The organism is Citrobacter sp. R-1.5.2, from assembly GCF_035064245.1.
Lineage (GTDB): Bacteria > Pseudomonadota > Gammaproteobacteria > Enterobacterales > Enterobacteriaceae > Citrobacter.
Genome location: NZ_JASEYC010000003.1, coordinates 127,893 through 153,501, shown reverse-complemented (window position 1 = coordinate 153,501; position 25,609 = coordinate 127,893). Strand labels below are relative to the sequence as shown.

The window sequence follows — 25,609 nt, the reverse complement described above, 5'->3', positions numbered from 1 at the left end:
ACATTATAAACCAATCATTGAGAACATATAAATTATAGCTAAAAATAGTCATTAGCAGCGCTAAAACATTTCCATTAGCATATTTCATCAATAAAAAAACCTGAAAATTTATGACACTTATAGCTTAGAGTACGACGATTTCGGCATATATATTCCCACCATTACTTTTATTAAAAGGGCCACCAGATAAATAAATCAACCGTTCTGGAATAACGAAATCACTTATACGGCATAACACTTATTTAAATACGGATATAATCTGATGACATCCCCCTCTAAAGGACTTTTTACCTTTAAGACGAAAGCTATTGTCTGGAGTCAAATCATCACCCTGGCCCTTTTACCATTAGTTACTGCCTTTTCCGCCAACGCCGCTTCACCGCAAAATAACGATGATTTACCGAATGAGCAGATGGTAAGTTCGCTCGCGAGTTCATTATCGACAAGTGGCGCCAGCGGGCTTAAAAACCATGCGCAAAGTATGGCTACCGGGGCAGCATCTGCCAATATAGAACAGTGGCTGAGCCAATTTGGCACAGCCAAAGTCGCTCTTAATGTCGATAGCAACGGACACTGGGACCAAAGCGCATTCGATCTGCTCGCCCCACTTTACGATAATCGCAAAGCCGTATGGTTTACGCAGTTCGGGTTGAGAGCACCTGACGGACGCATCACGAGCAATATCGGCTCTGGTGTACGAACGTTCTATGTCGATAACTGGATGTTTGGTGGCAATGTTTTTTTTGATGACGACGTTAGCGGAAAAAACCGGCGCATTGGATTTGGAGCTGAGGCGTGGACTAATTACCTGAAATTATCGGCCAACACCTATGTCGGTACTAGCCAGTGGCATGATTCTCGCGATCTTGATGACTATGATGAAAAACCGGCAGACGGTTTCGATATTCAGGCTGAAGGTTATCTCCCTGCCTGGCCGCAGATGGGCGCAAAAGTTATCTACGAAAAATACTATGGCAATAACGTTGCACTCTTCGACACCGACCATCTACAACATTCCCCCTCAGCCATCACCTTAGGCATGAGCTACACCCCTATCCCACTTATATCTTTGGAGACCCATTTTCGCCAGGGGCAGGACGCTGAGAACGACACGCAGTTCCAGATGAATGTTCGTTATGATTTAGGTCACGACTGGCGCTACCAACTGGATCCCGAAAATGTGGACGCATTGCGTACCCTGGCCGGGAGCCGCTATGACCTGGTTGAACGAAATAACCAGATAATTATGCAATATAAAAAGAAAGCTACACAGGGCGTGGCCAATCTCAAGCTACAAACCATTACCGATAACTCGCCTGCCGACGGACTAACGCCGAATACTCTGCGAGTGCTGGCAACCAATCGGAACAATACGCCGGTCATTAATGCGCCTGTGGTATGGTCAACCAGCGGTCAAGCAAAATTGGAGAATACCGTCACCGTCACTGACGCACAGGGGATCGCCAGCGTCAACCTGACCAATACGGCAGTGGAAACAGTCAACGTCACAGCCCAAAGCGGCGCATCTACCGTGGCGCAAGAGAGTCATTTCAGCGCCGTTAGCATCAGCAATCTGGCGCTGAAAATGACTAAAGATGGAAGCGTAGCTGACGGCAGCTCAGCAGACATCGCTGTCGCAACCATCACGGACGCCAATAATCGTCCCATAGCTAACAGCAAGATTAGCTGGTCGGTCACCGCTCCAGCGGTGGTAAAACAAGCCGATACGCAAACGGATGCCAACGGTCAGGCGCTAATACAACTAACCGCAACGCAGGCCGGTACGACAACCATCAAAGCTAACGCAGGAAACCTTAGCGCAGAACAACAAGGTACGTTTGTCGCCAATGCGGCAAGTGCGGTAATTTCCACCTTTGCTATCGTCAAGAACAACAGTCCAGCCAACGGTATCACACCTGATGCCGCGCTGCTCACTGTAACGGACGCCAACCACAATCCCATCAGCGATACACGTGTCAATATTAGCGTCAATAACGACACGGTCATGCTCAGACCGCTGAAAGCTACCTCGGTATCATCGTCTGCGCAAACGGATAAAAACGGCCAATTACGGGTAGTCTTTACCGATACCATTGCGGAGTCGGACACACTGACAGCTAGCCTTGATAACGGTGAAACAAAAACAGCAACGGCACAGTTTGCAGCTGACGCGAAATCTGCCCAATTGCAGGATTTGCAACTCACCCAAGATGGCAGCCTTGCAAATGGCTCAATGGAAAATGCTGCGCAAGTGTATGTCACAGACGACCACGGCAACGCCCTCAGTGGCATACAGGTTAACTGGCATGCCGATAAATCAACCGTTCATTTTACCCCGTCCCCCGTCACCGATGCGTCGGGTAAAACAACTATTCAGTTTACCGACACCATCGCCGAAAACGTCACCGTGACGGCTCAACTGGAGAACGGAAACCACTTGAGTGTGACCTCCAGTTTTGTCAAGGGCCAGCAAACAGCGACTATCCAGTCTCTGGTGGTTGAGCACGACAACAGCCCGGCTGATGGCGTCACTCAAAATCTGGCAACGGTGACCGTAGTCGACGAAAACGGAACCCCAATGCCCGATCAACATGTCCGGTGGGCAAGGCAAAGCGGCAACGCCAGGTTCACGCAAATAAATACGACGACTGATGCCAATGGCAGGGCATCGGGCACATTTACTGATACCAAAGCCCAAATGGTAACAATCAGCGCGACACTGGATAACAGCGCCACAAAAACGGTGCAGAGCCAGTTCGTTGCCAACAGCGCAACGGCAAAAATTGCCAGTTTTATCGTCCATCCAAACGGCAGCTTTGCAGATGGTAAAAGCACAGACATTGCCACTGTGATGGTGAACGATGCCTATGGTAATAAGATCGCCGGAGAGAATATTACCTGGCAGAGTAGCCGTAGCAGCGTAGTATTAACACCATCCGGCGCGACGGATGAAGAAGGGAAAGCCTCGGTCACAATGACGGATACCGTTGGCGGGAATGCCACCATTACGGCAATACTGGACAACGGTCAGACGCGAAGAGCAAACGCCTCATTCATTACTATCGCGGTTGGAGCATTAACCTCTGACGTAACCACACAAGATGCGAATGGACAGGCAACGATCGCCTTCACTGCCACACTCACCGCCAATGGTCAGAGCGCCAGCGCCCGAGTGCCAGACTCAGATGTCATCTTCAGTATTACAAACGGTGTCGGCACGCTCAGTGCAACTGAAGCCACCACCAACACCAGCGGCCAGGCAACCGTCACACTCAGCTCAACAACAGCAGGTTCGGTTACCGTTAACGCCAGGTCGAAGGCGAATACCGCCGATAGCGGCCAGTCTCGCAGCGTTAGCTTTAATAAGAACGCGATAAGCCAGGTCATGATTAACGGCTTTAGTTTTGATCCCAGCGCAGGAGTCCCAACCACCGGTTTTCCTGGCGCGAACTTTCAGATATTAATCAATTATGATGCCCGAAATGCAGCCAACTATAGCTGGAGCACGAACCAGTCCTGGGCGAGCGTCGACAGCAGCGGTACCGTCACGTTTTCCGGCGCGCCTGGCACCGCGACTAAAACGGTTACCGTCAGCGCGACGCCCAAAAATGGCGCAACCGGCGATCCTCTGACCTATACCTTTACCGTCAATCGCTGGTTTGTATCCGCCGGGAAACAGACGGCCGATCAGTCTGAACCTGATGGCGTTTGCTCAGCGATGGGGATGAACGTCCCCAGCTATACGGAAATGAGCAATTCCCCTCTCGGCGGGAGTGGGCATAATGGAACGCCAGGCACGTTATACGGCGAGTGGGGATCGCTGCTCCACTACCCTACATGGACACGGGTCAGCAACGAAAACGCTGGCTGGGCACAAGAACAGGGACGTAACTCAAGAACCTATATGTTCTGGTCCAACGGGAACGTTTACGATAATGCAGGCGATCACGCCATGGATATCGCCTGCTCTCGCAGTGTGTAATAGATTGACTAAAAAAACAGAGGCGATTGTGTAATCGCCTCTGTCAGACTCGGCCACTAAAAAAGTATTTTTACGCGTTTTTCAACACTTCGCTGACGATCTCAACGGCTTCTTTTTCGATCTGTTTGCGGTGTTCTTCACCCAGGAAGCTTTCGCAGTAGATCTTGTAAGCGTCTTCGGTACCTGACGGGCGTGCGGCAAACCAACCGTTGTCAGTCATCACTTTCAGGCCGCCAATCGATGCGCCGTTGCCTGGCGCTGCCGTCAGACGCGCAGTGATCGGGTCGCCCGCCAGCGTGCTGGCGCTAACCATTTCCGGAGAGAGCTTAGACAACGCCGCTTTCTGCGCGGAGGTGGCTCCAGCCTGAATTCGGTTATAGCTCGGTGCACCAAAGCGCGCCGCCAGTTCGTTGTAATGCTCTTGCGGGTTCTTGCCTGTCACAGCCGTAATTTCCGCTGCCAGCAGACACATGATGATGCCATCTTTGTCAGTCGACCACGGTGTACCGTCGAAACGCAGGAAAGATGCCCCCGCACTTTCTTCGCCGCCGAAACCAAAGCTACCGTCGAACAGACCGTCAACAAACCATTTGAAACCCACCGGCACTTCGACCAGTTTACGTCCCAGGTCGTTCACCACACGATCGATCATCGCGGAGGACACCAGTGTTTTACCCACAGCGACATCTTTGCCCCATTGTGGGCGATGCTGGAACAGGTAGTTGATCGCGACCGCCAGATAGTGGTTCGGATTCATCAGTCCAGCCGGCGTTACGATACCGTGACGGTCATAGTCCGGGTCATTGGCAAACGCCAAATCGAACTTGTCACGCAGCGCCAGCAGACCAGCCATCGCGCACTCGGAGGAGCAGTCCATACGAATGGCACCGTCTTTATCAAGATGCATAAAGCGGAAAGTCTGGTCGACCTGATCGTTAACGAGAGTCAGATTCAGGTTGTAGTGCTGAGCGATACGTTTCCAGTATTCGATACCGGAACCACCCAGTGGATCAACGCCCAGCGTCAGACCCGCTTTCTGGATTGCCGCCATATCGACGATATCTGCCAGCCCTTCCACGAAGGGTTGAACCAGGTCTTGCTCTTTAACATGACCGGACGCCAGTGCGGCATCCAGCGGGATACGCTTCACGCCTTTCAGACCATCAGCCAACAGTGCATTAGCCCTGTCCTCTACGACTTTGGTGACGTTGGTATCTGCCGGGCCACCGTTTGGCGGATTGTATTTAATGCCGCCGTCTTCTGGTGGGTTATGGGACGGCGTGATCACAATACCGTCAGCCAGCGGACCGCCTTTTTTATTGTGGACCAGGATAGCATTAGACACGGCAGGTGTTGGCGTAAAGCCGTTGTTTTCCTGCACGATGACATCAACACCGTTCGCCGCCAGCACTTCCAGTACAGAGATAAATGCCGGTTCAGACAACGCGTGGGTATCCTTGCCCACATAGCACGGGCCAGTAATCCCGTTTTTCGCACGTTCTTCGGCAATCGCCTGAGCGATAGCCAGAATATGCGGCTCATTAAAACTATGACGACCCGCACTACCGCGATGCCCGGATGTACCGAACTTCACCGCGTGCTCCGCATTCCCTGCCGTCGGTTTTAGTACATAGTATTGCGCCGTTAACTGGGCGACATTAATCAAATCACTCTGTTGTGCAGGTTGACCTGCACGGTTGTGGATTGCCATTGCCTGGTCCTTCTAATGCAAGGATTAAATTGTTCCGCAAACCTTTTCAATCAACTCCGCGGGGAATTGCATTGACTGCATGATATGTTCAACCATGCTGCATTTACGGCCGGTATTCGTGTTGGTGATCACCCAATATGGCGTGCCTGGCACGTGTTTCGGTTTGGTTTGATTACCATTTTTCAGCAACGTCTGTTCATCCGCTGCGAAATAAACGCGCGTGCGGCCATGCAACGATTCTGTTGCTTGTGCAAACGCATGTTGATCCAGTGAGTAAAGTGTAGACAGCACCAGCATAAAGCGATTCACTGCTTTTTTCTGTTCCGCATATTCATCGGAAAGCAGCAGTTCACGCATAGCGCGCACTTTGTCTTTCGCGGGGTTGACCGGCTTGGCTTCCACGACAGGTTGCACGGCGCGGACTTCTTTTACTACCGGAGTGACAGGCTGTGATGCGGCGGAAAACTTCAACATACGCCGTAAAATGTCGGATGCGCTCTCGCCAATATGCTTGGTGTGGCTGGCAATATAGCTATAGAGTTCATCATCAACTTCAATCGTTTTCATCTTAATCCAGTGCAATGTTTGGCTGAATACAAGTTGTCAGGACTTTACACGCTGTAGTGTAAAGGCAAATCCTAACAGCGGATAGCGTCGAGCCTGGTGACCAGCAAAACTCGGAGTAACCGTAGTTGTTGCAGCCATGTGGCAGAATGGTCAACATGATACCCTAACCCGTGAGTGTGAAAAAAAGAACTTTGCCATGAAATTGAATATCCGAGCGCAATCTGCGCAAAACCCGCACAATAATTCTCCCATCGTCCTGGTTCACGGTCTGTTTGGCTGTCTGGATAATCTGGGCATACTGGCACGCTCCCTGGTCGTTGATCACGATATCATCCAGGTCGATATGCGAAATCATGGCCTCTCTCCCCGCTCACCGGAGATGAATTATCCTGCAATGGCGCAGGATCTGTTGGATACCCTCGATGAGCAACACATCGAAAAAGCGACCTTTATTGGGCACTCCATGGGGGGCAAAGCCGTCATGGCACTGACCGCACTGGCACCGGAACGCATCGATCAACTGGTCGCCATCGATATTGCACCGGTTGACTATCACGTACGCCGCCACGATGAGATTTTTGCCGCCATTAACGCGGTAACAGATGCCCAGGCTTCCTCTCGCCAGCAGGCCGCGAGCGTCATGCGTCAGCATTTGCAAGAAGAAGGCGTGATCCAGTTTCTGCTGAAATCCTTTGTTGACGGCGAGTGGCGCTTTAACGTCCCGGTGTTGTGGGATCAGTATCCCCATATCGTAGGATGGGAAACCATACCCGCCTGGGAACATCCGGCGTTGTTTATCCCCGGCGGTAATTCACCTTATGTGACACAAGCGTATCGCGAGCAATTACTGGCCCAGTTTCCGCAGGCCCGCGCCCACGTTATTGCCGGCGCAGGCCATTGGGTACATGCGGAAAAACCCGATGCGGTGCTGCGCGCTATCCGTCGTTATCTGAGTGAGAAGGTTAACTGATTAAAAACTCAGCGTCCGCGCGCGATTACGTGCGTGGGCGTTGGCGCGCCTCCCCTGCTGATGTATTATGGCGCGCTATCCATCCGGGCAGACGCCTGGCTGATTGTTTCCCCGAAGTCACCAAGATCATGGCCAAAGAACAAACGGACCGTACGACATTAGATCTGTTCGCGCAGGAGCGTCGCCCGGGACGACCCAAAACCAATCCGCTTTCGCGTGATGAACAGTTACGTATTAATAAACGTAATCAGCTTAAACGCGACAAAGTTCGTGGACTCAAGCGTGTCGAACTGAAATTGAACGCGGATGCCGTTGACGCTCTAAATGAGTTGGCGGAAGCGCGCAACATGAGTCGCAGTGAACTCATCGAAGAGATGCTGATGAACCAACTCACCGCATTGCGCGGTCAGGCATAGTCTGAATTTCTGCTCTAAATCATAAATCGTGTAGCACAGAGTGCAGTCCCGCGTGTTTGCTGTTTCCGCATGCCGGACTGTTCTGCTATGATTGCCCTTATCCGTGGGCAATGCGCCACCACCATTTCAATAAGTTTCAAGAGGTTATTTTACTCATGGCAATCACTGGCATCTTTTTCGGCAGCGACACCGGTAATACCGAAAATATCGCAAAAATGATTCAAAAACAGCTTGGTAAAGACGTTGCCGATGTACATGACATTGCAAAAAGCAGCAAAGAAGACCTGGAAGGGTATGACATTCTGCTGCTCGGCATCCCAACCTGGTACTACGGTGAAGCGCAGTGCGACTGGGATGACTTCTTCCCTACTCTGGAAGACATTGATTTTAACGGTAAACTGGTGGCATTGTTCGGCTGTGGCGACCAGGAAGATTACGCAGAATATTTCTGTGATGCGTTAGGCACCATCCGCGACATCATCGAGCCGCGCGGCGCTACCATCGTCGGCCACTGGCCAACGGCGGGTTACCATTTTGAAGCGTCCAAAGGCCTGGCAGATGACGACCACTTTGTGGGTCTGGCTATCGATGAGGATCGCCAGCCGGAACTGACCGCAGAACGCGTAGAAAAATGGGTTAAGCAGATCGCTGAAGAGCTGCACCTCGACGAAATCATCAATGCCTGATTTCGTGCGGCGTAGATATTCATCTGCGCCGCATCAATAGATAAAACCAATCAAAATAATTGCTACAAATTTGTAACTTTTTCGCCTGACCCTGTACAATGGCTGGATGCCAATCGGGTATTGCACAGTGTGTTTGTTGGTGATACCACGTTTTGATTAACAATATTTGCCAGAGACTTGCAGTTTTCATTTAGGCATGGCAGTTCTATAATGATACGCATTATCTCAAGTGCAATTTCTGTCACTTCTGTTAATGAAGTGAACCGTTTAGCTACAGGACAGATTCCGCATGACTGACAACAATACCGCATTAAAGAAGGCTGGCCTGAAAGTAACGCTTCCTCGTTTAAAGATTCTGGAAGTTCTTCAGGAACCGGATAACCATCACGTCAGTGCGGAAGACTTATACAAACGCCTGATCGACATGGGTGAAGAAATTGGTCTGGCGACCGTGTATCGCGTGCTGAACCAATTTGATGATGCCGGTATCGTGACCCGCCACAATTTTGAAGGTGGTAAATCCGTCTTCGAACTGACCCAGCAACATCATCACGATCACCTGATTTGCCTTGACTGCGGCAAAGTGGTCGAATTCAGCGATGACTCCATCGAAGCGCGTCAACGTGAGATTGCGGCTAAACATGGTATTCGTTTAACTAACCATAGCCTCTATCTTTACGGTCACTGCGCTGAAGGCGATTGCCGCGAAGATGATCATGCGCACGACGCCAAATAATGTGATGCTTTCTGAAAAGCCAACCTTACGGTTGGCTTTTTTTATGGGCGTTACCTGCCCCTTTCCCCTTCCCACCGCTCCTGTGTTGCTTTAATGTAAAAATCAATTGCCTTCATCGGAGAGTCGAAATGGAACTTCGCCAGTTACGCTATTTTGTGCGCATTGTAGAAACCGGCAGCATGGGTAGCGCAGCGCTCGACCTCAATATCGGTGTTTCGGCGCTCAGTCAGCAAATGACCCGTCTGGAAAACGAACTCGCCATACGTCTGCTGCAACGGACTTCTCGTGGCGTGACGCCCACCAGCGCTGGACTGGCTTTTTACTCTCAGGCACAACTGGCATTACGCCACGCAGACGATGCCATCCTTGCGGCACGGGAGGCCAGACTTTCCGGGCACGTCAGCGTCGGTATGGCACCCAGCACCGCTTCCGTGCTCGGAATGCCTTTCATCAACGCTATGCGGGAAAGCTATGCCGATGTCCGCCTGCATGTAGTGGAAAGTCTCTCTGGCAATCTGGAACGAATGATTAATACCCGTCAAATTGATTTGGCCGTGGTCTTTCAGAAGGAAAAAATCCTGCGCTGGAGCGCAAGAGCGATTCTTGAGGAACGGTTATTTTTGATTGGTACTCATACCTTGCTGGCAGGTATTGCGGATGACACTATTGCGCCAGCCGAACTGGTTAATATTCCATTGATAATGCCAAGCCCAGGTCATGGTCTGCGCGGCAGACTGGATGCTATCAGCCAGGAGCATGCGCTGAACATTGAGATCGCCACAGAAATTGACGGCCTGACGCTACTGATGCACGCCGTTCGCAGCGGAATTGGTGCAACACTTCAGCCCGGCGCGGCAATTTCCCATCTTGATAAAGAGACATTAAGAGTGGTTGGCATCCATAATCCCATACTTAGCCGCCCCAACTTTTTGGTCAGCCTTTCTGACGATGAACTCACCCCAGCAGGCCTCGCTGCCCGTGTGGTACTCACCAAAGTGATGCATCAACTGGTGGAATCTGGACGCTGGCCAGGTGCTACCCTTTACAATAATTAAAGGGCTGTTTAGCATCACGTCATAGCGTCCCCACAACTTACTCGTATACATTTTAATTACAAACTTAACAATTGGTTAAGTGGTAATGGAGTCTGCGATGGTTGATGTTCTGGTGATTGGCGGCGGCAATGCAGCACTATGTGCCGCTTTAACCGCCAGGGAGCAAGGCGCTTCGGTATTGCTGCTTGAGGCGGCCCCGCGTGAATGGCGCGGAGGGAACTCCCAACACACGCGTAATTTACGCTGTATGCATGATGCGCCACAGGATGTACTGGTGGAGAGCTATCCCGAAGAGGAGTTCTGGCAGGACCTCTGGCGTGTAACGGAAGGTAATACCAACGAAGCACTGGCTCGGCTGGTGATCCGTACCTCTTCCCAATGCCGCGACTGGATGCGCCAGCACGGCGTTAACTTTCAACCGCCACTTTCTGGCGCTTTGCATGTCGCGCGAACGAATGCCTTCTTTATGGGCGGAGGAAAAGCACTCGTAAACGCCTATTATCGCAGCGCAGAAAAACTGGGGGTGCAAATCCGCTATAACACACCAGTCCAGGCACTTGAACTGCATAATGGCAAGTTCGTGGCAGCACTGGCAGGTGCAGAACGCATTCCGGCAAAGACCTGTGTACTTGCTGCTGGCGGGTTTGAATCTAACCGCGAATGGCTGCGAGAAGCATGGGGTGAGAACGCCCGCGGTGAATGGCCAGCGGATAACTTCCTCATTCGCGGCACGCGCTTTAATCAGGGCGTACTACTCAAATTTATGATCGATGCCGGCGCGGACATTATCGGCGAGCCCTCGCAATCACACTGCGTGGCGATTGATGCCCGGGCTCCCTTATATGACGGCGGAATTTGCACCCGGGTGGACTGTGTCTCTCTGGGCATCGTAGTGAACCGTGATGCAGAACGATTTTATGATGAAGGCGAGGATTTCTGGCCAAAACGTTATGCAATCTGGGGACGTCTGGTTGCCCACCAGCCCGGACAAATTGGTTACTCCATTATCGACAGTAAAGCGATCGGTCACTTCATGCCCCCGGTTTTTCCTGGTGCACAGGCCAATACGTTAGCAGAGCTGGCACGTCAGTTGGGACTGGATACTGAGCGCTTTACCCATACTGTCATGCAGTACAACAGCGCCTGCCGGCCAGGGCACTTTGACCACACCACACTGGATAACTGTGCAACACAAAATCTGACACCGGCAAAAACACATTGGGCGCGACCACTGGATACGCCACCTTACTATGGCTATGCCTTACGTCCGGGGATCACCTTCACCTACCTGGGGTTAAAGGTGAATGAACACGCCGCGGTGCATTTTGCAGGGCTTCCAAGTCGCAATCTGTTCGTAGCCGGAGAGATGATGGCGGGCAACGTGCTGGGAAAAGGCTACACCGCAGGTGTGGGCATGTCGATAGGGACCACCTTTGGTCGTATTGCCGGAAAAGAAGCCGCTCTGGCAGCACGTGAGGAGGCTCATCATGAAACAGCTTGAGAGATTAATTATCGAAGCGAAAATGCTTACCGAGCCAGAAGCAGAAGTTGAACGAGTCATGCAAGTTTGCAATGCCTGCCGCTATTGCGAGGGTTTTTGCGCCGTTTTCCCGGCGATGACTCAGCGTCTGGAATTCGGAAAAGCGGATATCAACTATCTGGCCAATTTGTGCCATAACTGCGGCGCCTGCCTGCACGCGTGTCAATACGCACCGCCCCATGAATTTGCCATCAATGTGCCAAAAGCAATGGCAGAAGTAAGGCTGGAAACCTATCAACACTATACGCAACCCGCCACTTTTGGCGCGCTTTACCGCCGGGCTGGCATGACCGTAACGCTGTCGCTGGTTTTCGGCCTGATCCTGTTTTTACTTCTTGCCGTGGGGTTAAAAGGTTCCCTGCTCCATCCTCCGCTGGCCGGAGATTTTTATCAAATTTTCCCGCATAACCTGCTGGCATGGATGTTTGGTTCAGTCTTTATTCTGGCGATGGGTCTGCTCATGGCGGGCGTTATCCGGTTCTGGCGGGAGATTTCTCCGGGGATGCCGCGTTCTGCTGACATTGCTGAAGCCTCACACAATGCGCTGACGCTGAAATATCTCGATGGTGGGCACGGTAAAGGGTGTAACGAAGCGGATGATGCTTTCACCCTGATGCGCCGCCGGTTTCATCACTTCACTTTCTACGGTTTTATGCTCTGTTTTGCCGCCACCGTCGTGGCGACAGGCTACCACTATTTCGCTGGTATCGAAGCCCCCTACCCGTTTTTCAGCATCCCGGTAATCCTTGGCACATTGGGCGGTATTGGTCTGGTGATCGGACCTGCAGGCTTGCTATGGCTGAATTTTAAACGCTCACCGCTACAGGGCGACGCAAGGCAAAAGCCGATGGACCGCGGTTTTATCCTGTTGCTGCTACTGACGAGTCTGACAGGCTTAGCGCTGTTGGCAGGCAGAGATACCTCATGGATGGCTATTTTGCTTGCTATTCATCTTGGTGTCGTCATGGCGCTATTTCTGACCATCCCATACGGAAAATTTGCCCACGGATTCTACCGTTGTGCGGCATTACTCAAGTGGGCAATTGAAAAACAACGCTAAAATGCAAACGGGCGAAGATATCTCTCCGCCCGTTCTTGTTCATACCACGTTTTATTTCGCCGTATTATTACTGCGAATTTCCTGCCAGACCTTATCGCAATCGGCCTTGACGGATTGATCGTTACCCGTACGCGTTGCCTGGATACACTGCTGGTAATCCAGTACGCGCACGCTTTCTTCATTCGCAAACTGCTGGTGTTGTTTTTCTTTCTTCAGCACATTCAACACGCTTTGGCAGGCTTCGATTTTCTCCGGCGAGCCCTGCGCGGTATTGATACACGCGCTGTAGGCTTCCTTAAGACGGCTATCTTCTTTCGGCGCGGGTGATTGCGCGCAGGCAACCAGCCCTGATGCCATGACGGCGATGAGTATCAGCTTTTTCATAACACACTCCTCAACAAAACGGCAGGCTTGCGGCCTGCCGCTGTCGGCATTAGAAGATGGTGAACGGAGCAATAACGATGAATTTCACGTCACGCTCATCCTGGAAGATGTTACCGTAACCACCGCCCCAGCTTGGAATATCTGAATGGTTGTCGTACTGCGTGAAGTGCAGTTTAAACATAGTGCCCTTCGCACGGCCGTCCTGCAGGGTATAGACCGCATCCAGGCTGTAAGACGACTCTTCGATAGTACGATTTTTGTCGTAGTACGCATCCGGGTTGAGCTGCCAGGTTGCCGGTTTAGCATCCCACGCGTAAACGTATGATGCACCCACTGCCCAGCCAGGCAGGTTCCAGTTCTTCAGGTCATACATCGCACCGAAGAACACGGCCTTTTCACCGTTGGCGTTGAAGTCAGAGCGGTTATCCCACCAAACGTCCAGACGACCGTTTGAAGACGCATAGGTCGGGGTCATACGCTGCAGGAAGTAGCCCTGCTGCCCGTCAGCTTTAACCCAGGTCCCTTCCAGTCGCAGATCAACGACTTCTGCCACTTTGTAGCCGAAGGTCAGTGCCTGCAGCCAGGCCGTGCCATCATAAATGTCGTTAACAGTGCGGTCATCTACCTTATCGCGGGCACCGTAGAACTGGTAGCTGGTGGTAAACGGATTACCGCCTAAATCAAATTTGTAGCTGGCTTTGGCGAAATACTGATCGACGTAGCCTTCAGACTGACCGAATGCCGCTTCCAGCAACAGGTTATTTTTGAAGTCATACTTTGCGCCGATTGAATGGAGGTAATCAACTTTGGTCTTTTTATCGGCCTGATAGAATTTATCGACTTCGGTGTGCCACGGTGCTTTATATTCGTTGGCCCACATATAGGAGAAGCTCAGCGCACCCGCATCACCATAATCGAAGTTGGCACCGGCTTCAGCCCCCTGATAGGTGCCAGGCATAAAGCTCCAGTGTGGTGCCAGCAGAGTTTGCCCGGTTGGCTGAATATAACCAGCGCGCGCCCAGGTTGGGCCAAACTTAAATTTGGCGGCCGCTTTATACAGGCTAATCCCGCTCTTATCACCGGAGTAATCTTCGTCATAGCCTTTATTTTTTGAAGAGAATGCGATTTCGTTTGGATGGCCACTTTCGCTACTTTCGTTCATTTCAATAGCGGTAAATGCTGCGACATCAATACCAAACATATCAGCCGCATAACCGGACTGGAAGTCGAGGTTTGCGTTCCAGGTGGAGTGAGAAAGGTTAGTCTTGTATTTGTCATGATCGGTAACGTCTTTACGGTCGCGCTCACGCTGCCAGTAATAAATGCCACCCGTTAAGGTAGAGTCATCAATAAAACCTTCGGCGTGAACCTGAGGAGCGACAACAAAACCCGACATTGCTGTGATACCGGCGATAGCCAGCGCCAGCGTACTACGTTTGCCACTAAACGTACGCATATGTTAATCCTCTTTGACGTATAAAAGCTGTCGACAAAAGCGAACAGCGAAAAAGCAAAAATTAAAAAAGTAGCGCTGAGAAAACCTCATTGACTACAATGAATAGACTATTTTTCGCGACGCGAATTATCAATCTCTTTTTGTAACCAGTATGTAAGAACATGAGCAACCGCACATATTTCATTGCTTTCTGTTACATTTTCATTGGAAGATAAAAAAGCGTTGAATAATTGAAAAAAGACTTGTTTTCCATAAAGATGAAATCGGTTTCAGTCCAGAGTGACTGATAACACAAGGTTTTTGTTAGAAAAATATAAACAGCAAAAATCATTCCTGAATAACAATTATTTCGCTGCGCAAATAGAGTCTGCTAACCATTTTCAGGCGAAAAAAAACGCCGCAGAATGCGGCGTTTGAAAGGATGCGTAACGACGGTTTATTCGCCTACTTTAGCCCATGTATCGCGCAGACCCACGGTGCGGTTAAACACCAGTTTGTCAGCTGTTGCATAGCGGCTGTCGAGGCAGAAGTACCCTTCACGCTCGAACTGGAACGCTTTACCAGCAACCGCGGCCTGTAGCGAAGGCTCACCATAGCCCTGTTTAATCACCAGCGACTCTGGGTTAATAACGGACAGGAAATCTTCCGCAGCCCCCGGGTTAGGTACGCTGAACAGACGATCGTACAGGCGGATTTCAATCGGCAGCGCATGAGCCGCACTTACCCAATGAATAACGCCTTTTACTTTACGGCCATCGGCCGGGTCTTTACTCAGCGTGTCAGCATCGTAGGTGCAGAAAATAGTCGTGATATTACCTTCCGCATCTTTCTCTACGCGCTCAGCTTTGATGACGTAAGCATTACGCAGACGGACTTCTTTACCCATCACCAGGCGCTTGTACTGTTTGTTGGCTTCTTCGCGGAAATCGGCCCTGTCGATCCAGATTTCACCGCTGAACGGTACTTCACGGCTGCCCATTTCCGGCTTGCTCGGATGGTTAGGCATAGTGACCAACTCGCTTTCGCCCTGTGGGTAGTTTTCGATAACCAGTTTCACCGGATCGATAACCGCCATTGCGCGCGGTGCGTTTTCGTTCAGATCTTCACGGATGCAGGATTCCAGAGAAGCGATTTCAATGGTGTTATCCTGTTTGGTCACACCGATGCGTTTGCAGAATTCACGAATTGCAGCAGCCGTGTAACCACGACGGCGCAGACCCGAGATAGTCGGCATGCGCGGATCGTCCCAGCCTTCAACGTGTTTATCAGTCACCAGCAGGTTCAGCTTACGCTTAGACATCACAGTGTATTCAAGATTCAGGCGCGAGAACTCGTACTGGCGCGGGTGAACCGGAATGGTGATGTTATCCAGCACCCAGTCGTACAGACGGCGGTTATCCTGGAATTCCAGCGTACACAGTGAATGTGTGATGCCTTCCAGCGCATCGCTGATGCAGTGGGTGAAGTCGTACATCGGATAGATGCACCACTTGTTGCCAGTCTGATGGTGTTCAGCAAACTTAATGCGGTACAGCACCGGGTCACGCATCACGATAAACGGCGAAGCCATATCGATTTTCGCACGCAGGCAGGCTTTACCTTCTTCAAAACCACCGGTACGCATTTTTTCAAACAGCGCGAGGTTTTCTTCAACGCTGCGATCGCGGAACGGGCTGTTTTTACCAGGCTGAGTCAGCGTGCCACGGTATTCACGGATTTCGTCGGCGGACAGTTCGTCGACATACGCCAGACCTTTGTTAATAAGCTCTACCGCGTAAGCATGTAGCTGATCGAAGTAATCCGAAGAGTAGCGAATATCGCCAGTCCAGTGGAAACCTAACCATTCAACGTCGTTTTTAATCGATTCAACGTACTCGATATCTTCTTTAACCGGGTTCGTATCATCAAAACGCAGGTTGCACTGGCCCTGGTAATCTTGCGCAATACCAAAGTTCAGACAAATGGATTTCGCGTGGCCAATGTGCAGATAGCCATTTGGCTCCGGCGGAAAACGGGTATGGATAGTGGTGTGCTTACCACTGGCCAGATCTTCATCGATGATCTGACGAATAAAGTTACTCGGGCGGGCTTCAGCCTCACTCATCGTGGATTCCTCAAAGCGTAAACAACGTATAACGGCGTATGATCTTATAAGCAGGACTGACTGACAACCTTTAGTTACGCAAAATACGTATCAGACAGCTATTATGCGGGCAATTGCTGCAAAAAAAAGCGGCGGAGGATTATCCCCCGCCGCTGTTAATCATCTCATCGTGCCGGATGGCGGCGCTTACGCCTTATCCAGCCTACGAGCAATTACTTACCTTTAATCTCATACAGTGGTGTTTGACCGGCAACCACATGACCTTCGGCTTTAACAACCAGACCACCGAAATCATCGCTATTGCTGCAAACAACCGGACTAATCATGGAACGTGCGTTCGCGTTCAGGTATTCCAGATCCATTTCCAGAATCGGTTGACCTGCTGCAACAACCGCACCTTCTTCAACCAGACGTTTAAAGCCTTTACCTTCCAACGCCACGGTATCGATACCCATATGGACCACGATTTCCGCACCTTTTTCTGTTTCCAGACAGAACGCATGGTTGGTGTTGAATATTTTCACAATAGTACCCGCTGCCGGAGAAACCACGATTTTATCCGTTGGTTTTACCGCCACGCCGTCACCCACTGCTTTGCTGGCGAAGGCTTCATCAGGCACCTGCTCCAGTGCAACCACATCACCGGTAATCGGAGAAACCAGCGCTTCAATGGTGGCTGCATTCGCTACCGCCTGCGGTTTTGCAACCGGGGCAGCCGCTGCCGGAGTACTGTCAGTAGACGCTGCCGCAACCGGGCCACGTGCCACAACTTTCTTCATTTCGTCGCCGATAGATTCAGCTTTCGCACCCACGATGACCTGAATAGTTTGTTTGTTCAGCTTAACCACACCCGATGCGCCTAAACGTTTGCACATCGCATCATTTACGCGGGCAGAATCGCCAACGGTCAGACGCAGGCGGGTGATACAGGCATCAATCGCTTTCAGGTTATCCGTACCGCCAACCGCCGCAATGTAGTTAGTTGCCAGTTGAGCTAAACCTTCTTCGGTATTGCTGTTCGCTTCGTCAGTAACAATCTCGTCTTCTTTATCTTCACGACCCGGCGTTTTCAGGTTAAACATACGAATAACCGCGCTGAACAGGACGAAGTAAATAACGAAGAACACCAGACCCATGACGACCAGCATCCAGACGTTCTTACTTGCAGCCGGCAGGTTGTACATCAACACGTAGTCAATAGCACCTGCGGAGAAGGAGAAGCCGGCGTGAATCCCCAACAGCGTCGCAACGAACAGGCTGATACCTGTCAGAACAGCGTGCAAGAGGTACAGCAACGGAGCCAGGAACATAAACAGGAATTCCAGCGGCTCGGTAACACCGGTCAAGAATGCGGTGATAGCAACGGACAGCAGCATACCGCCGACCATAGGACGACGTGCTTTCGGCGCGGCGAAGTACATCGCCAGTGCCGCACCCGGCAGACCAAACATCATGATCGGGAAGAAGCCAGACATGAACATACCCGCAGTGCCGTCACCCGCGTAGAAGCGGTTGATATCACCATGGAATACTGTGCCTGCAGCGTTAGTGAATTCACCAATCTGGAACCAGGCGATGGTGTTCAGAACCTGATGCAGACCGGTTGGGATCAGCAGACGGTTGATGAAGCCAAAAATACCGGAACCCAGCGCGCCAGCGCCCACGATCCACTCACCACCCGCATGGATGGCGTTCTGCACCGGCGGCCACACGTAGCCGAAGATAGCAGCCAGCACCAAGCAGAAGAAGCCCGTGGCGATAGGTACAAAACGTTTGCCACCGAAGAAACTCAGGAAATCAGGCAGTTTGATGCCAGACCAACGGTTATACACAGCGCCGCCGACCAGACCGGTGATGATACCTGCCAGAACGCCCATGTTGATCGCTGGGTTAATGGTAACCATTGCTTTGGTCAATATGAAATAACCAACCGCACCTGCCAGCGCTGCCGCACCCGCGCTGTCTTTAGACCAGCTGGAAGCCACACCGATAGCAAAAATTAACGCGAGGTTATCAAAGATAGCCCCACCCGCTTGCGCGATGAAGGGTACGTTCAGTAAATCTGGTTGGCCGAATCGCAGCAACAGTGCCGCGACTGGCAGCACCGCGATGGGGAGCTGTAACGCCCTACCCAGCCGCTGGAAAAAACCTAAAATATTCATTTTATTCCCCCTACGAGACCCCGATTAGGCTCCTTTGAAGCCATATTTTTATTGTGCGACCATTCCTAACTGCAACAGCAAGAGATTTTGGAACAACAACATTAACCATTCATCTACATTCAGAGTGTGTGAAAAATTAATTCGTATCGCAAATTAAAAGCGTGTTTTTTGTGATTCCAATCACCAAATATCGTTATTAACCCTCCCTTACACTGGCTAACTACGAAAACTTATTTTATCATTCAAAAAATCGAAACGGATTGATCCTTACCGATGCAAAACCAGGTTACGCTTAATACTGCACAGAGACTCAATCCGCCAACTGCTTACATTTACTTTTGAGGTGAAGAATGAGACTGATCCCCCTGAATACCGCTGAACAAGTCGGCAAATGGGCTGCTCGCCATATCGTTAACCGTATTAACGCATTCAAACCAACGGCAGATCGTCCGTTCGTTCTGGGCCTGCCAACTGGCGGTACTCCGCTGACTGCCTATAAAGCATTAGTCGAAATGCACAAAGCGGGCCAGGTGAGCTTCAAACATGTTGTCACTTTCAACATGGACGAATATGTTGGCCTGCCGAAAGAGCATCCAGAAAGCTATCACAGCTTTATGCACCGCAACTTCTTTGATCATGTTGATATCCCAGCAGAAAACATCAACCTGCTCAATGGTAACGCGCCGGATATTGATGCAGAATGCCGTCAGTATGAAGAGAAAATCCGTTCTTACGGTAAAATCCATCTGTTTATGGGCGGCGTAGGTAACGATGGTCACATTGCGTTCAACGAACCCGCTTCATCTTTAGCTTCCCGTACTCGTATCAAAACGCTGACCCACGACACCCGCGTAGCAAACTCACGCTTCTTTGACGGCGACGTAAGCCAGGTGCCTAAATATGCACTGACCGTAGGCGTGGGCACCTTGTTGGATGCTGAAGAAGTGATGATCCTGGTGCTGGGTCACCAGAAAGCCCAGGCGCTGCAGGCGGCTGTTGAAGGTAACGTTAACCACATGTGGACTATCAGCTGTCTGCAACTGCATCCGAAAGCGGTTGTGGTCTGCGATGAGCCTTCCACTATGGAGCTGAAAGTGAAGACGCTGAAATACTTTAACGAGTTAGAAGCGGAAAATATTAAAGGTCTGTAATGATGTCTCCGCCCTGCCGAAAACGTGCAGGGCGGCATTTTTTTGAAATCGGGGGTCGGAATGTATGCTTTAACCCAGGGCCGGATTTTTACCGGTCACGAAATTCTTGATGACCATGCGATTGTTGTCGCCAATGGCCTGATCGATAGCGTTTGCCCACTGTCTGAATTGCCGCCAGGGATTGAACAACGCTCACTGAATGGGGCCATTGTCTCCCCCGGTTTTATTGATGTGCAGTTAAACGGCTGTGGCGGTGTACAGTTTAACGATACGGCAGAGGCCGTTACCGTTGAGACGCTGGAAATCATGCAGAAAGCCAATGAAAAATCTGGCTGCACCAACTATCTGCCAACGCTAATCACCACCAGCGATGACCTGATGAAGCAGGGCGTTCGCGTCATGCGTGAATACCTCGCTAAGCATCCAAATCAGGCATTAGGGCTACACCTTGAAGGTCCATGGCTGAATCTGGTGAAAAAAGGTACGCATAATCCGAGCTTTGTCCGCCAGCCAGACGCTGCGCTGGTCGATTTCCTGTGCGATAATGCGGATGTCATCACCAAAGTGACGCTGGCGCCTGAAATGGTTCCTGCCGAAGTGATCACCCAACTGGTGAATGCAGGTATCGTGGTGTCTGCGGGCCACTCTAACGCGACGCTGAAAGAAGCAAAAATCGGTTTCCGTGCAGGCATTTCCTTTGCAACACATCTGTTCAACGCGATGCCTTATATTACCGGCCGCGAACCAGGTCTGGCAGGTGCGGTTCTTGATGAGGCCGATATTTATTGCGGTATCATCGCCGATGGCATGCATGTTGACTATGCCAACATCCGCAATGCCAAACGCCTGAAAGGTGACAAACTGTGCCTGGTGACCGACGCAACTGCACCAGCGGGTGCAAACATTGAACAGTTCATTTTCGCTGGTAAAACAATATACTACCGCAATGGACTGTGTGTTGATGAGAACGGCACGCTGAGCGGTTCATCATTAACCATGATCGAAGGTGTACGCAATCTGGTTGAACATTGCGGTATCGCACTGGACGAAGTCCTGCGTATGGCAACGCTCTACCCTGCTCGCGCCATTGGCGTCGACAAACAACTCGGCAGTATCGCGCCAGGCAAAGTAGCCAACCTGACCGCGTTCACGCACGACTTTAAAATTATCAAGACCATCGTTAATGGCAACGAGGTCGTTACTGAGTAAGAGAAAGAATGACACCAGGCGGACAAGCTCAAATAGGTAATGTTGATCTCGTAAAACAGCTTAACAGCGCGGCAGTTTATCGTCTGATTGACCAGCATGGGCCAATCTCGCGAATTCAGATTGCCGAGCAAAGCCAGCTTGCTCCCGCCAGCGTAACCAAAATTACGCGTCAACTGATTGAACGCGGGCTGATTAAAGAAGTCGATCAGCAGGCCTCCACCGGGGGCCGCCGCGCCATCTCTATCGTCACCGAAACCCGTAATTTCCACGCAATTGGCGTTCGCCTTGGCCGCCACGACACCACGCTGACACTCTATGATATGAGCAGCAAAGTGGTTGCCGAAGAGCATTATCCGCTACCCGAGCGCACCCAGGAAACACTGGAGCACGCGCTGCTCAATACGATTGCCACCTTTATTGACAGTTGCCAGCGGAAAATCCGTGAGCTGATTGCAATCTCCGTTATCCTGCCAGGACTCGTTGACCCCGAAAGTGGCGTCATTCGCTATATGCCCCATATTCAGGTTGAAAACTGGGGACTGGTCGACGCACTGGAAAAACGTTTTCAGGTCACCTGTTTTGTCGGCCATGATATCCGCAGCCTGGCGCTTGCCGAGCACTATTTTGGGGCAAGTCAGGACTGCGAAGACTCCATTCTGGTGCGTGTCCATCGCGGAACCGGCGCAGGGATTATCTCCAACGGGCGTATTTTCATCGGACGCAACGGCAACGTGGGCGAAATAGGCCATATCCAGGTTGAGCCACTGGGCGAACGCTGCCATTGCGGTAACTTTGGTTGTCTGGAAACGATCGCTGCCAATGCGTCCATTGAACATCGCGTACAAAATTTACTGAAACAAGGCTATCCGAGCCGTCTCACGTTGGACGATTGCAGTATCAAAGCTATCTGCAAGGCAGCCAACAAAGGTGACAATCTGGCAGCAGAAGTTATCGAGCACGTGGGTCGCCACCTGGGTAAAACCATCGCGATTGCGATTAACCTGTTTAATCCGCAAAAAGTCGTCATCGCCGGTGAGATTACCGAAGCAGATAAAGTCCTGCTTCCGGCAATAGAAAGCTGCATTAATAATCAGGCACTGAAGGCGTTTCGCCACAATTTACCGGTGGTACGTTCCACGCTGGATCACCGTTCAGCGATTGGTGCATTTGCGTTGGTGAAGCGCGCCATGCTCAATGGTTCATTGCTGCAACGTTTGCTGGAAAGCTAATGCTCTCATATAGTAGTGGATTACTATACCCTAAATAATTCGAGTTACAGGACAAAACGCATTAGCGTTTTGAACAGCGCTTGTGCTGGCCCCGTAGGGGTGAGGCCGCCTGGCCGAATAACGCGGCGACGCAGCGAATCCCCTGGAGCGTACACCAGTACGTGACTGGGGTGAGCGAGGAAAGCCAACGCACATGCAACTTGAAGTATGACGGGTATATAAGACTCATAACGAATTCCCTGGGTAGTTCATGACCATTAAGAATGTAATTTGTGATATCGACGGCGTGCTGATGCACGACAATGTTGCCGTACCCGGTGCGGCAGAATTTCTGACCGGCATTCTGGAGAAAGGTTTACCGTTAGTCCTGCTGACGAACTACCCTTCGCAGACCGGGCAAGATCTGGCAAACCGCTTCGCCACCGCGGGTGTGAATGTCCCCGATAGCGTCTTTTATACTTCCGCCATGGCTACTGCTGATTTTCTCCGTCGCCAGGAAGGGAAAAAAGCCTACGTGGTGGGTGAAGGCGCGTTAATCCATGAGCTGTATAAAGCGGGCTTTACTATTACCGACGTTAACCCTGATTTTGTCATTGTCGGAGAGACCCGTTCGTACAACTGGGACATGATGCATAAAGCGGCTTACTTTGTGGCTAACGGCGCACGTTTTATCGCCACTAACCCGGATACCCACGGTCGCGGCTTTTACCCTGCCTGTGGTGCGCTCTGCGCCGGTATTGAGAAGATCTCCGGCCGTAAACCGTTTTATGTCGGCAAACCCAGCCCGTGGATTATTCGCGCAGCACTCAACAAAATGCAGGCGCACTCAGAAGAAACGGTCATTGTTGGCGACAACCTGCGCACCGATATTCTGGCAGGCTTCCAGGCGGGTCTGGAAACTATCCTGGTTCTGTCTGGTGTATCCAAGCTTGATGATATTGACAACATGCCATTCAGACCAAGCTGGATCTATCCCTCCGTTGCAGAGATTGATGTGATTTGATCCCAGGCCGGATAAGACGCACGCGCGTCATCATCCGGCAATGTTGCGGCGTGAATACCGGATGATGGTGTAAGCGCCTTATTCGGCCCACAGAAATACCCCATCTAATAAAATTGCCATTTTATTGATGATTCATCAATAAATGCGCTCATTACGTAATCTTTTTTCACCATTCAACAATCATCATTGAGTTTTTTATTTTCAGCGTGCCAAACTCCTTGCGCCCCCAGCGGCTTTGCGGCATTTTCTTTATCAAGCAAACATAAAAAGCATCACGCAACAGGTTAACGGAGAAGGTTATGTGTTCTATTTTTGGCGTATTCGATATTAAAACAGACGCAGTTGAACTGCGTAAAAAGGCTCTGGAATTGTCCCGTCTGATGCGCCACCGCGGCCCGGACTGGTCTGGTATTTACGCCAGTGATAACGCCATTCTGGCGCACGAACGTCTGTCTATTGTCGACGTCAATGCGGGCGCTCAGCCGCTGTATAACGTGAAGAAAACACATATCCTGGCTGTTAACGGTGAGATTTATAACCATCAGGCGCTGCGTGCTGAATACGGCGATCGCTATCAGTTCCAGACCGGTTCTGACTGCGAAGTGATCCTTGCGCTGTATCAGGAAAAAGGTCCAGAGTTTCTGGATGACCTGCAAGGCATGTTTGCCTTCGCACTGTACGACAGCGAGCAGGACGCTTACCTGATTGGCCGCGATCACATCGGCATCATCCCACTGTATATGGGCTACGACGAACACGGTAACTTCTACGTTGCGTCTGAAATGAAGGCGCTGGTCCCTGTTTGCCGTACGATTAAAGAATTCCCGGCCGGTAGCTATCTGTGGAGTAAAGACGGCGAAATTCGTCAGTATTACCAGCGTGACTGGTTTGATTACGATGCAGTAAAAAACAACGTTACGGATAAAAACGAGCTGCGTCAGGCACTGGAAGATGCCGTGAAAAGTCACCTGATGTCCGATGTTCCTTACGGCGTGCTGTTATCCGGTGGTCTGGACTCCTCCGTGATTTCCGCCATCACGAAAAAGTATGCGGCGCGTCGTGTAGAAGATCAGGAACGCAGTGAAGCCTGGTGGCCGCAACTGCACTCTTTCGCGGTTGGCCTTGAAGGCGCACCGGACCTGAAAGCCGCGCAGGAAGTGGCAAACCACCTTGGTACTGTCCACCACGAGATCCATTTCACCGTGCAGGAAGGTCTGGATGCTATTCGCGACGTGATTTATCACATCGAAACCTATGATGTCACAACCATTCGTGCCTCAACGCCGATGTACTTAATGTCGCGCAAGATTAAAGCAATGGGCATTAAAATGGTGTTATCGGGTGAAGGGTCAGATGAAGTGTTTGGCGGCTATCTCTACTTCCACAAAGCGCCAGACGCGAAAGAGTTGCACGAAGAAACCGTGCGTAAACTGCAGGCGCTACACATGTTCGACTGCGCCCGTGCCAACAAAGCAATGTCTGCCTGGGGTGTCGAAGCCCGTGTGCCTTTCCTGGACAAAAAATTCCTTGATGTGGCAATGCGCATCAACCCACAGGACAAAATGTGCGGCAACGGAAAAATGGAAAAACATGTCCTGCGCGAATGTTTTGAATCGTATCTGCCCGCCAGCGTGGCGTGGCGTCAGAAAGAGCAGTTCTCTGACGGCGTCGGTTACAGCTGGATTGACACGCTGAAAGAAGTCGCTGCAGAGCAAGTTTCCGACCAACAACTGGAAACCGCCAGCTTCCGCTTCCCGTATAACACGCCATCTTCTAAAGAAGCGTATTTGTATCGTGAGATTTTTGAGGAACTGTTCCCGGTTGCCAGCGCGGCTGAATGTGTTCCAGGTGGCCCTTCTGTTGCCTGTTCTTCAGCAAAAGCCATTGAATGGGATGAAGCGTTCAAAACCATGAACGATCCGTCTGGTCGCGCGGTTGGCGTGCATCAGTCAGCCTATAAGTAAGCGAATCATCAGCAAAGAGCCCTGCGGGGCTCTTTTTTTATGTCGATTTAACGCGCGAAAAAACAATTAATAACTAATAATTGCCGAATATTGCGTCATGCTGTTCGCAACCTAACCAAACAGTCACATTCCAGCTATTTTCAATGAAAAAGGGGTTGACGCTTCAAGGCTCAATACGCATAATGCGCCCCGCAACGCCGATAAGGTTACGCGAAAAAAAGATG

Annotated in this window: 20 protein-coding genes; 14 read left to right on the top strand and 6 right to left on the bottom strand. The window is 51.0% G+C overall.

The features are described from left to right. Window positions 1-262 precede the first annotated feature (262 nt). A complete protein-coding gene (locus tag QMN38_RS07665; protein ID WP_323604786.1) occupies window positions 263-3,982 on the top strand; it encodes an Ig-like domain-containing protein in 3,720 nt (1,239 codons plus the stop codon). A gap of 70 nt (window positions 3,983-4,052) precedes the next feature. On the opposite strand, the gene pgm is transcribed toward QMN38_RS07665, so the two are convergent. Continuing rightward, window positions 4,053-5,693, bottom strand: coding sequence for a phosphoglucomutase (alpha-D-glucose-1,6-bisphosphate-dependent) (gene pgm, locus QMN38_RS07660; protein ID WP_101742411.1), 1,641 nt, complete (start codon window positions 5,691-5,693; stop codon window positions 4,053-4,055). Window positions 5,694-5,717: 24 nt separating this feature from the next. Further along, window positions 5,718-6,260 carry a replication initiation negative regulator SeqA gene (seqA, locus tag QMN38_RS07655; protein WP_271441588.1) on the bottom strand — a complete coding sequence of 181 codons (543 nt, stop codon included), beginning with the start codon at window positions 6,258-6,260 and terminating at the stop codon, window positions 5,718-5,720. Window positions 6,261-6,456: 196 nt separating this feature from the next. Between seqA and ybfF the strand changes: the two genes are divergently transcribed. The 8 genes from ybfF (at window position 6,457) to tcuB (ending at window position 12,723) form a co-directional block, all read left to right on the top strand. Then, the gene (ybfF, locus tag QMN38_RS07650; RefSeq protein WP_323604785.1) at window positions 6,457-7,230 is read left to right on the top strand and encodes an esterase; all 774 of its coding nucleotides are present in this window, start codon (window positions 6,457-6,459) and stop codon (window positions 7,228-7,230) included. Between the two features lie 128 nt (window positions 7,231-7,358). Continuing rightward, the gene (ybfE, locus tag QMN38_RS07645; protein ID WP_005121400.1) at window positions 7,359-7,646 is read left to right on the top strand and encodes a LexA regulated protein; all 288 of its coding nucleotides are present in this window, start codon (window positions 7,359-7,361) and stop codon (window positions 7,644-7,646) included. Window positions 7,647-7,801: 155 nt separating this feature from the next. Further along, the gene (gene fldA, locus QMN38_RS07640; protein WP_005121401.1) at window positions 7,802-8,332 is read left to right on the top strand and encodes a flavodoxin FldA; all 531 of its coding nucleotides are present in this window, start codon (window positions 7,802-7,804) and stop codon (window positions 8,330-8,332) included. Window positions 8,333-8,542: 210 nt separating this feature from the next. Then, the gene (locus QMN38_RS07635) at window positions 8,543-8,629 is read left to right on the top strand and encodes a ryhB-regulated fur leader peptide (RefSeq protein WP_100247215.1); all 87 of its coding nucleotides are present in this window, start codon (window positions 8,543-8,545) and stop codon (window positions 8,627-8,629) included. Next, the gene (gene fur / locus QMN38_RS07630; RefSeq protein ID WP_271441586.1) at window positions 8,622-9,068 is read left to right on the top strand and encodes a ferric iron uptake transcriptional regulator; all 447 of its coding nucleotides are present in this window, start codon (window positions 8,622-8,624) and stop codon (window positions 9,066-9,068) included. Before QMN38_RS07635 ends, fur begins: the two co-directional genes overlap by 8 nt. Before the next feature lie 128 nt (window positions 9,069-9,196). Further along, a complete protein-coding gene (gene tcuR / locus QMN38_RS07625) occupies window positions 9,197-10,123 on the top strand; it encodes a tricarballylate utilization LysR family transcriptional regulator TcuR (protein WP_271454523.1) in 927 nt (308 codons plus the stop codon). A 97-nt stretch (window positions 10,124-10,220) separates the two neighbouring features. Beyond that, window positions 10,221-11,624: an FAD-dependent tricarballylate dehydrogenase TcuA gene (gene tcuA / locus QMN38_RS07620; RefSeq protein WP_271441584.1), complete on the top strand. Its 1,404-nt coding sequence runs from the start codon at window positions 10,221-10,223 to the stop codon at window positions 11,622-11,624. Then, window positions 11,611-12,723, top strand: a complete 1,113-nt coding sequence (tcuB, locus tag QMN38_RS07615) for a tricarballylate utilization 4Fe-4S protein TcuB (RefSeq protein WP_271454521.1) — start codon at window positions 11,611-11,613, stop codon at window positions 12,721-12,723. Before tcuA ends, tcuB begins: the two co-directional genes overlap by 14 nt. A 51-nt stretch (window positions 12,724-12,774) precedes the next feature. Here tcuB and QMN38_RS07610 read toward each other — a convergent pair whose 3' ends face one another. The 4 genes from QMN38_RS07610 to nagE form a co-directional block, all read right to left on the bottom strand. Next, window positions 12,775-13,107, bottom strand: a complete 333-nt coding sequence (locus tag QMN38_RS07610; protein WP_005121405.1) for a ChiQ/YbfN family lipoprotein — start codon at window positions 13,105-13,107, stop codon at window positions 12,775-12,777. 49 nt (window positions 13,108-13,156) lie between these two features. Further along, entirely contained in the window at window positions 13,157-14,563 is a 1,407-nt protein-coding gene (gene chiP, locus QMN38_RS07605) for a chitoporin ChiP (RefSeq protein WP_137384491.1), read from the bottom strand. Between the two features lie 436 nt (window positions 14,564-14,999). Further along, on the bottom strand, window positions 15,000-16,667 hold the full coding sequence (gene glnS, locus QMN38_RS07600) for a glutamine--tRNA ligase (RefSeq protein ID WP_137384492.1): 1,668 nt from the start codon (window positions 16,665-16,667) through the stop codon (window positions 15,000-15,002). Window positions 16,668-16,879: 212 nt separating this feature from the next. After that, window positions 16,880-18,829 (bottom strand): PTS N-acetyl glucosamine transporter subunit IIABC, encoded by a 1,950-nt coding sequence (gene nagE, locus QMN38_RS07595; protein WP_271441582.1) that lies wholly within the window; start codon window positions 18,827-18,829, stop codon window positions 16,880-16,882. A 350-nt stretch (window positions 18,830-19,179) separates the two neighbouring features. On the opposite strand from nagE, the gene nagB reads away from it, so the two are divergent. From nagB to asnB, 5 genes are all read left to right on the top strand, one after another. Then, window positions 19,180-19,980, top strand: coding sequence for a glucosamine-6-phosphate deaminase (gene nagB / locus QMN38_RS07590; RefSeq protein WP_003022803.1), 801 nt, complete (start codon window positions 19,180-19,182; stop codon window positions 19,978-19,980). Window positions 19,981-20,040: 60 nt separating this feature from the next. Next, window positions 20,041-21,189 carry an N-acetylglucosamine-6-phosphate deacetylase gene (nagA, locus tag QMN38_RS07585; protein WP_271449861.1) on the top strand — a complete coding sequence of 383 codons (1,149 nt, stop codon included), beginning with the start codon at window positions 20,041-20,043 and terminating at the stop codon, window positions 21,187-21,189. Between the two features lie 8 nt (window positions 21,190-21,197). After that, the gene (nagC, locus tag QMN38_RS07580; RefSeq protein ID WP_137384495.1) at window positions 21,198-22,418 is read left to right on the top strand and encodes a DNA-binding transcriptional regulator NagC; all 1,221 of its coding nucleotides are present in this window, start codon (window positions 21,198-21,200) and stop codon (window positions 22,416-22,418) included. Between the two features lie 250 nt (window positions 22,419-22,668). Then, the gene (nagD, locus tag QMN38_RS07575) at window positions 22,669-23,421 is read left to right on the top strand and encodes a ribonucleotide monophosphatase NagD (RefSeq protein WP_137345352.1); all 753 of its coding nucleotides are present in this window, start codon (window positions 22,669-22,671) and stop codon (window positions 23,419-23,421) included. Between the two features lie 299 nt (window positions 23,422-23,720). After that, window positions 23,721-25,385 carry an asparagine synthase B gene (asnB, locus tag QMN38_RS07570; RefSeq protein WP_323604784.1) on the top strand — a complete coding sequence of 555 codons (1,665 nt, stop codon included), beginning with the start codon at window positions 23,721-23,723 and terminating at the stop codon, window positions 25,383-25,385. The last annotated feature ends 224 nt before the right edge of the window (window positions 25,386-25,609 follow it).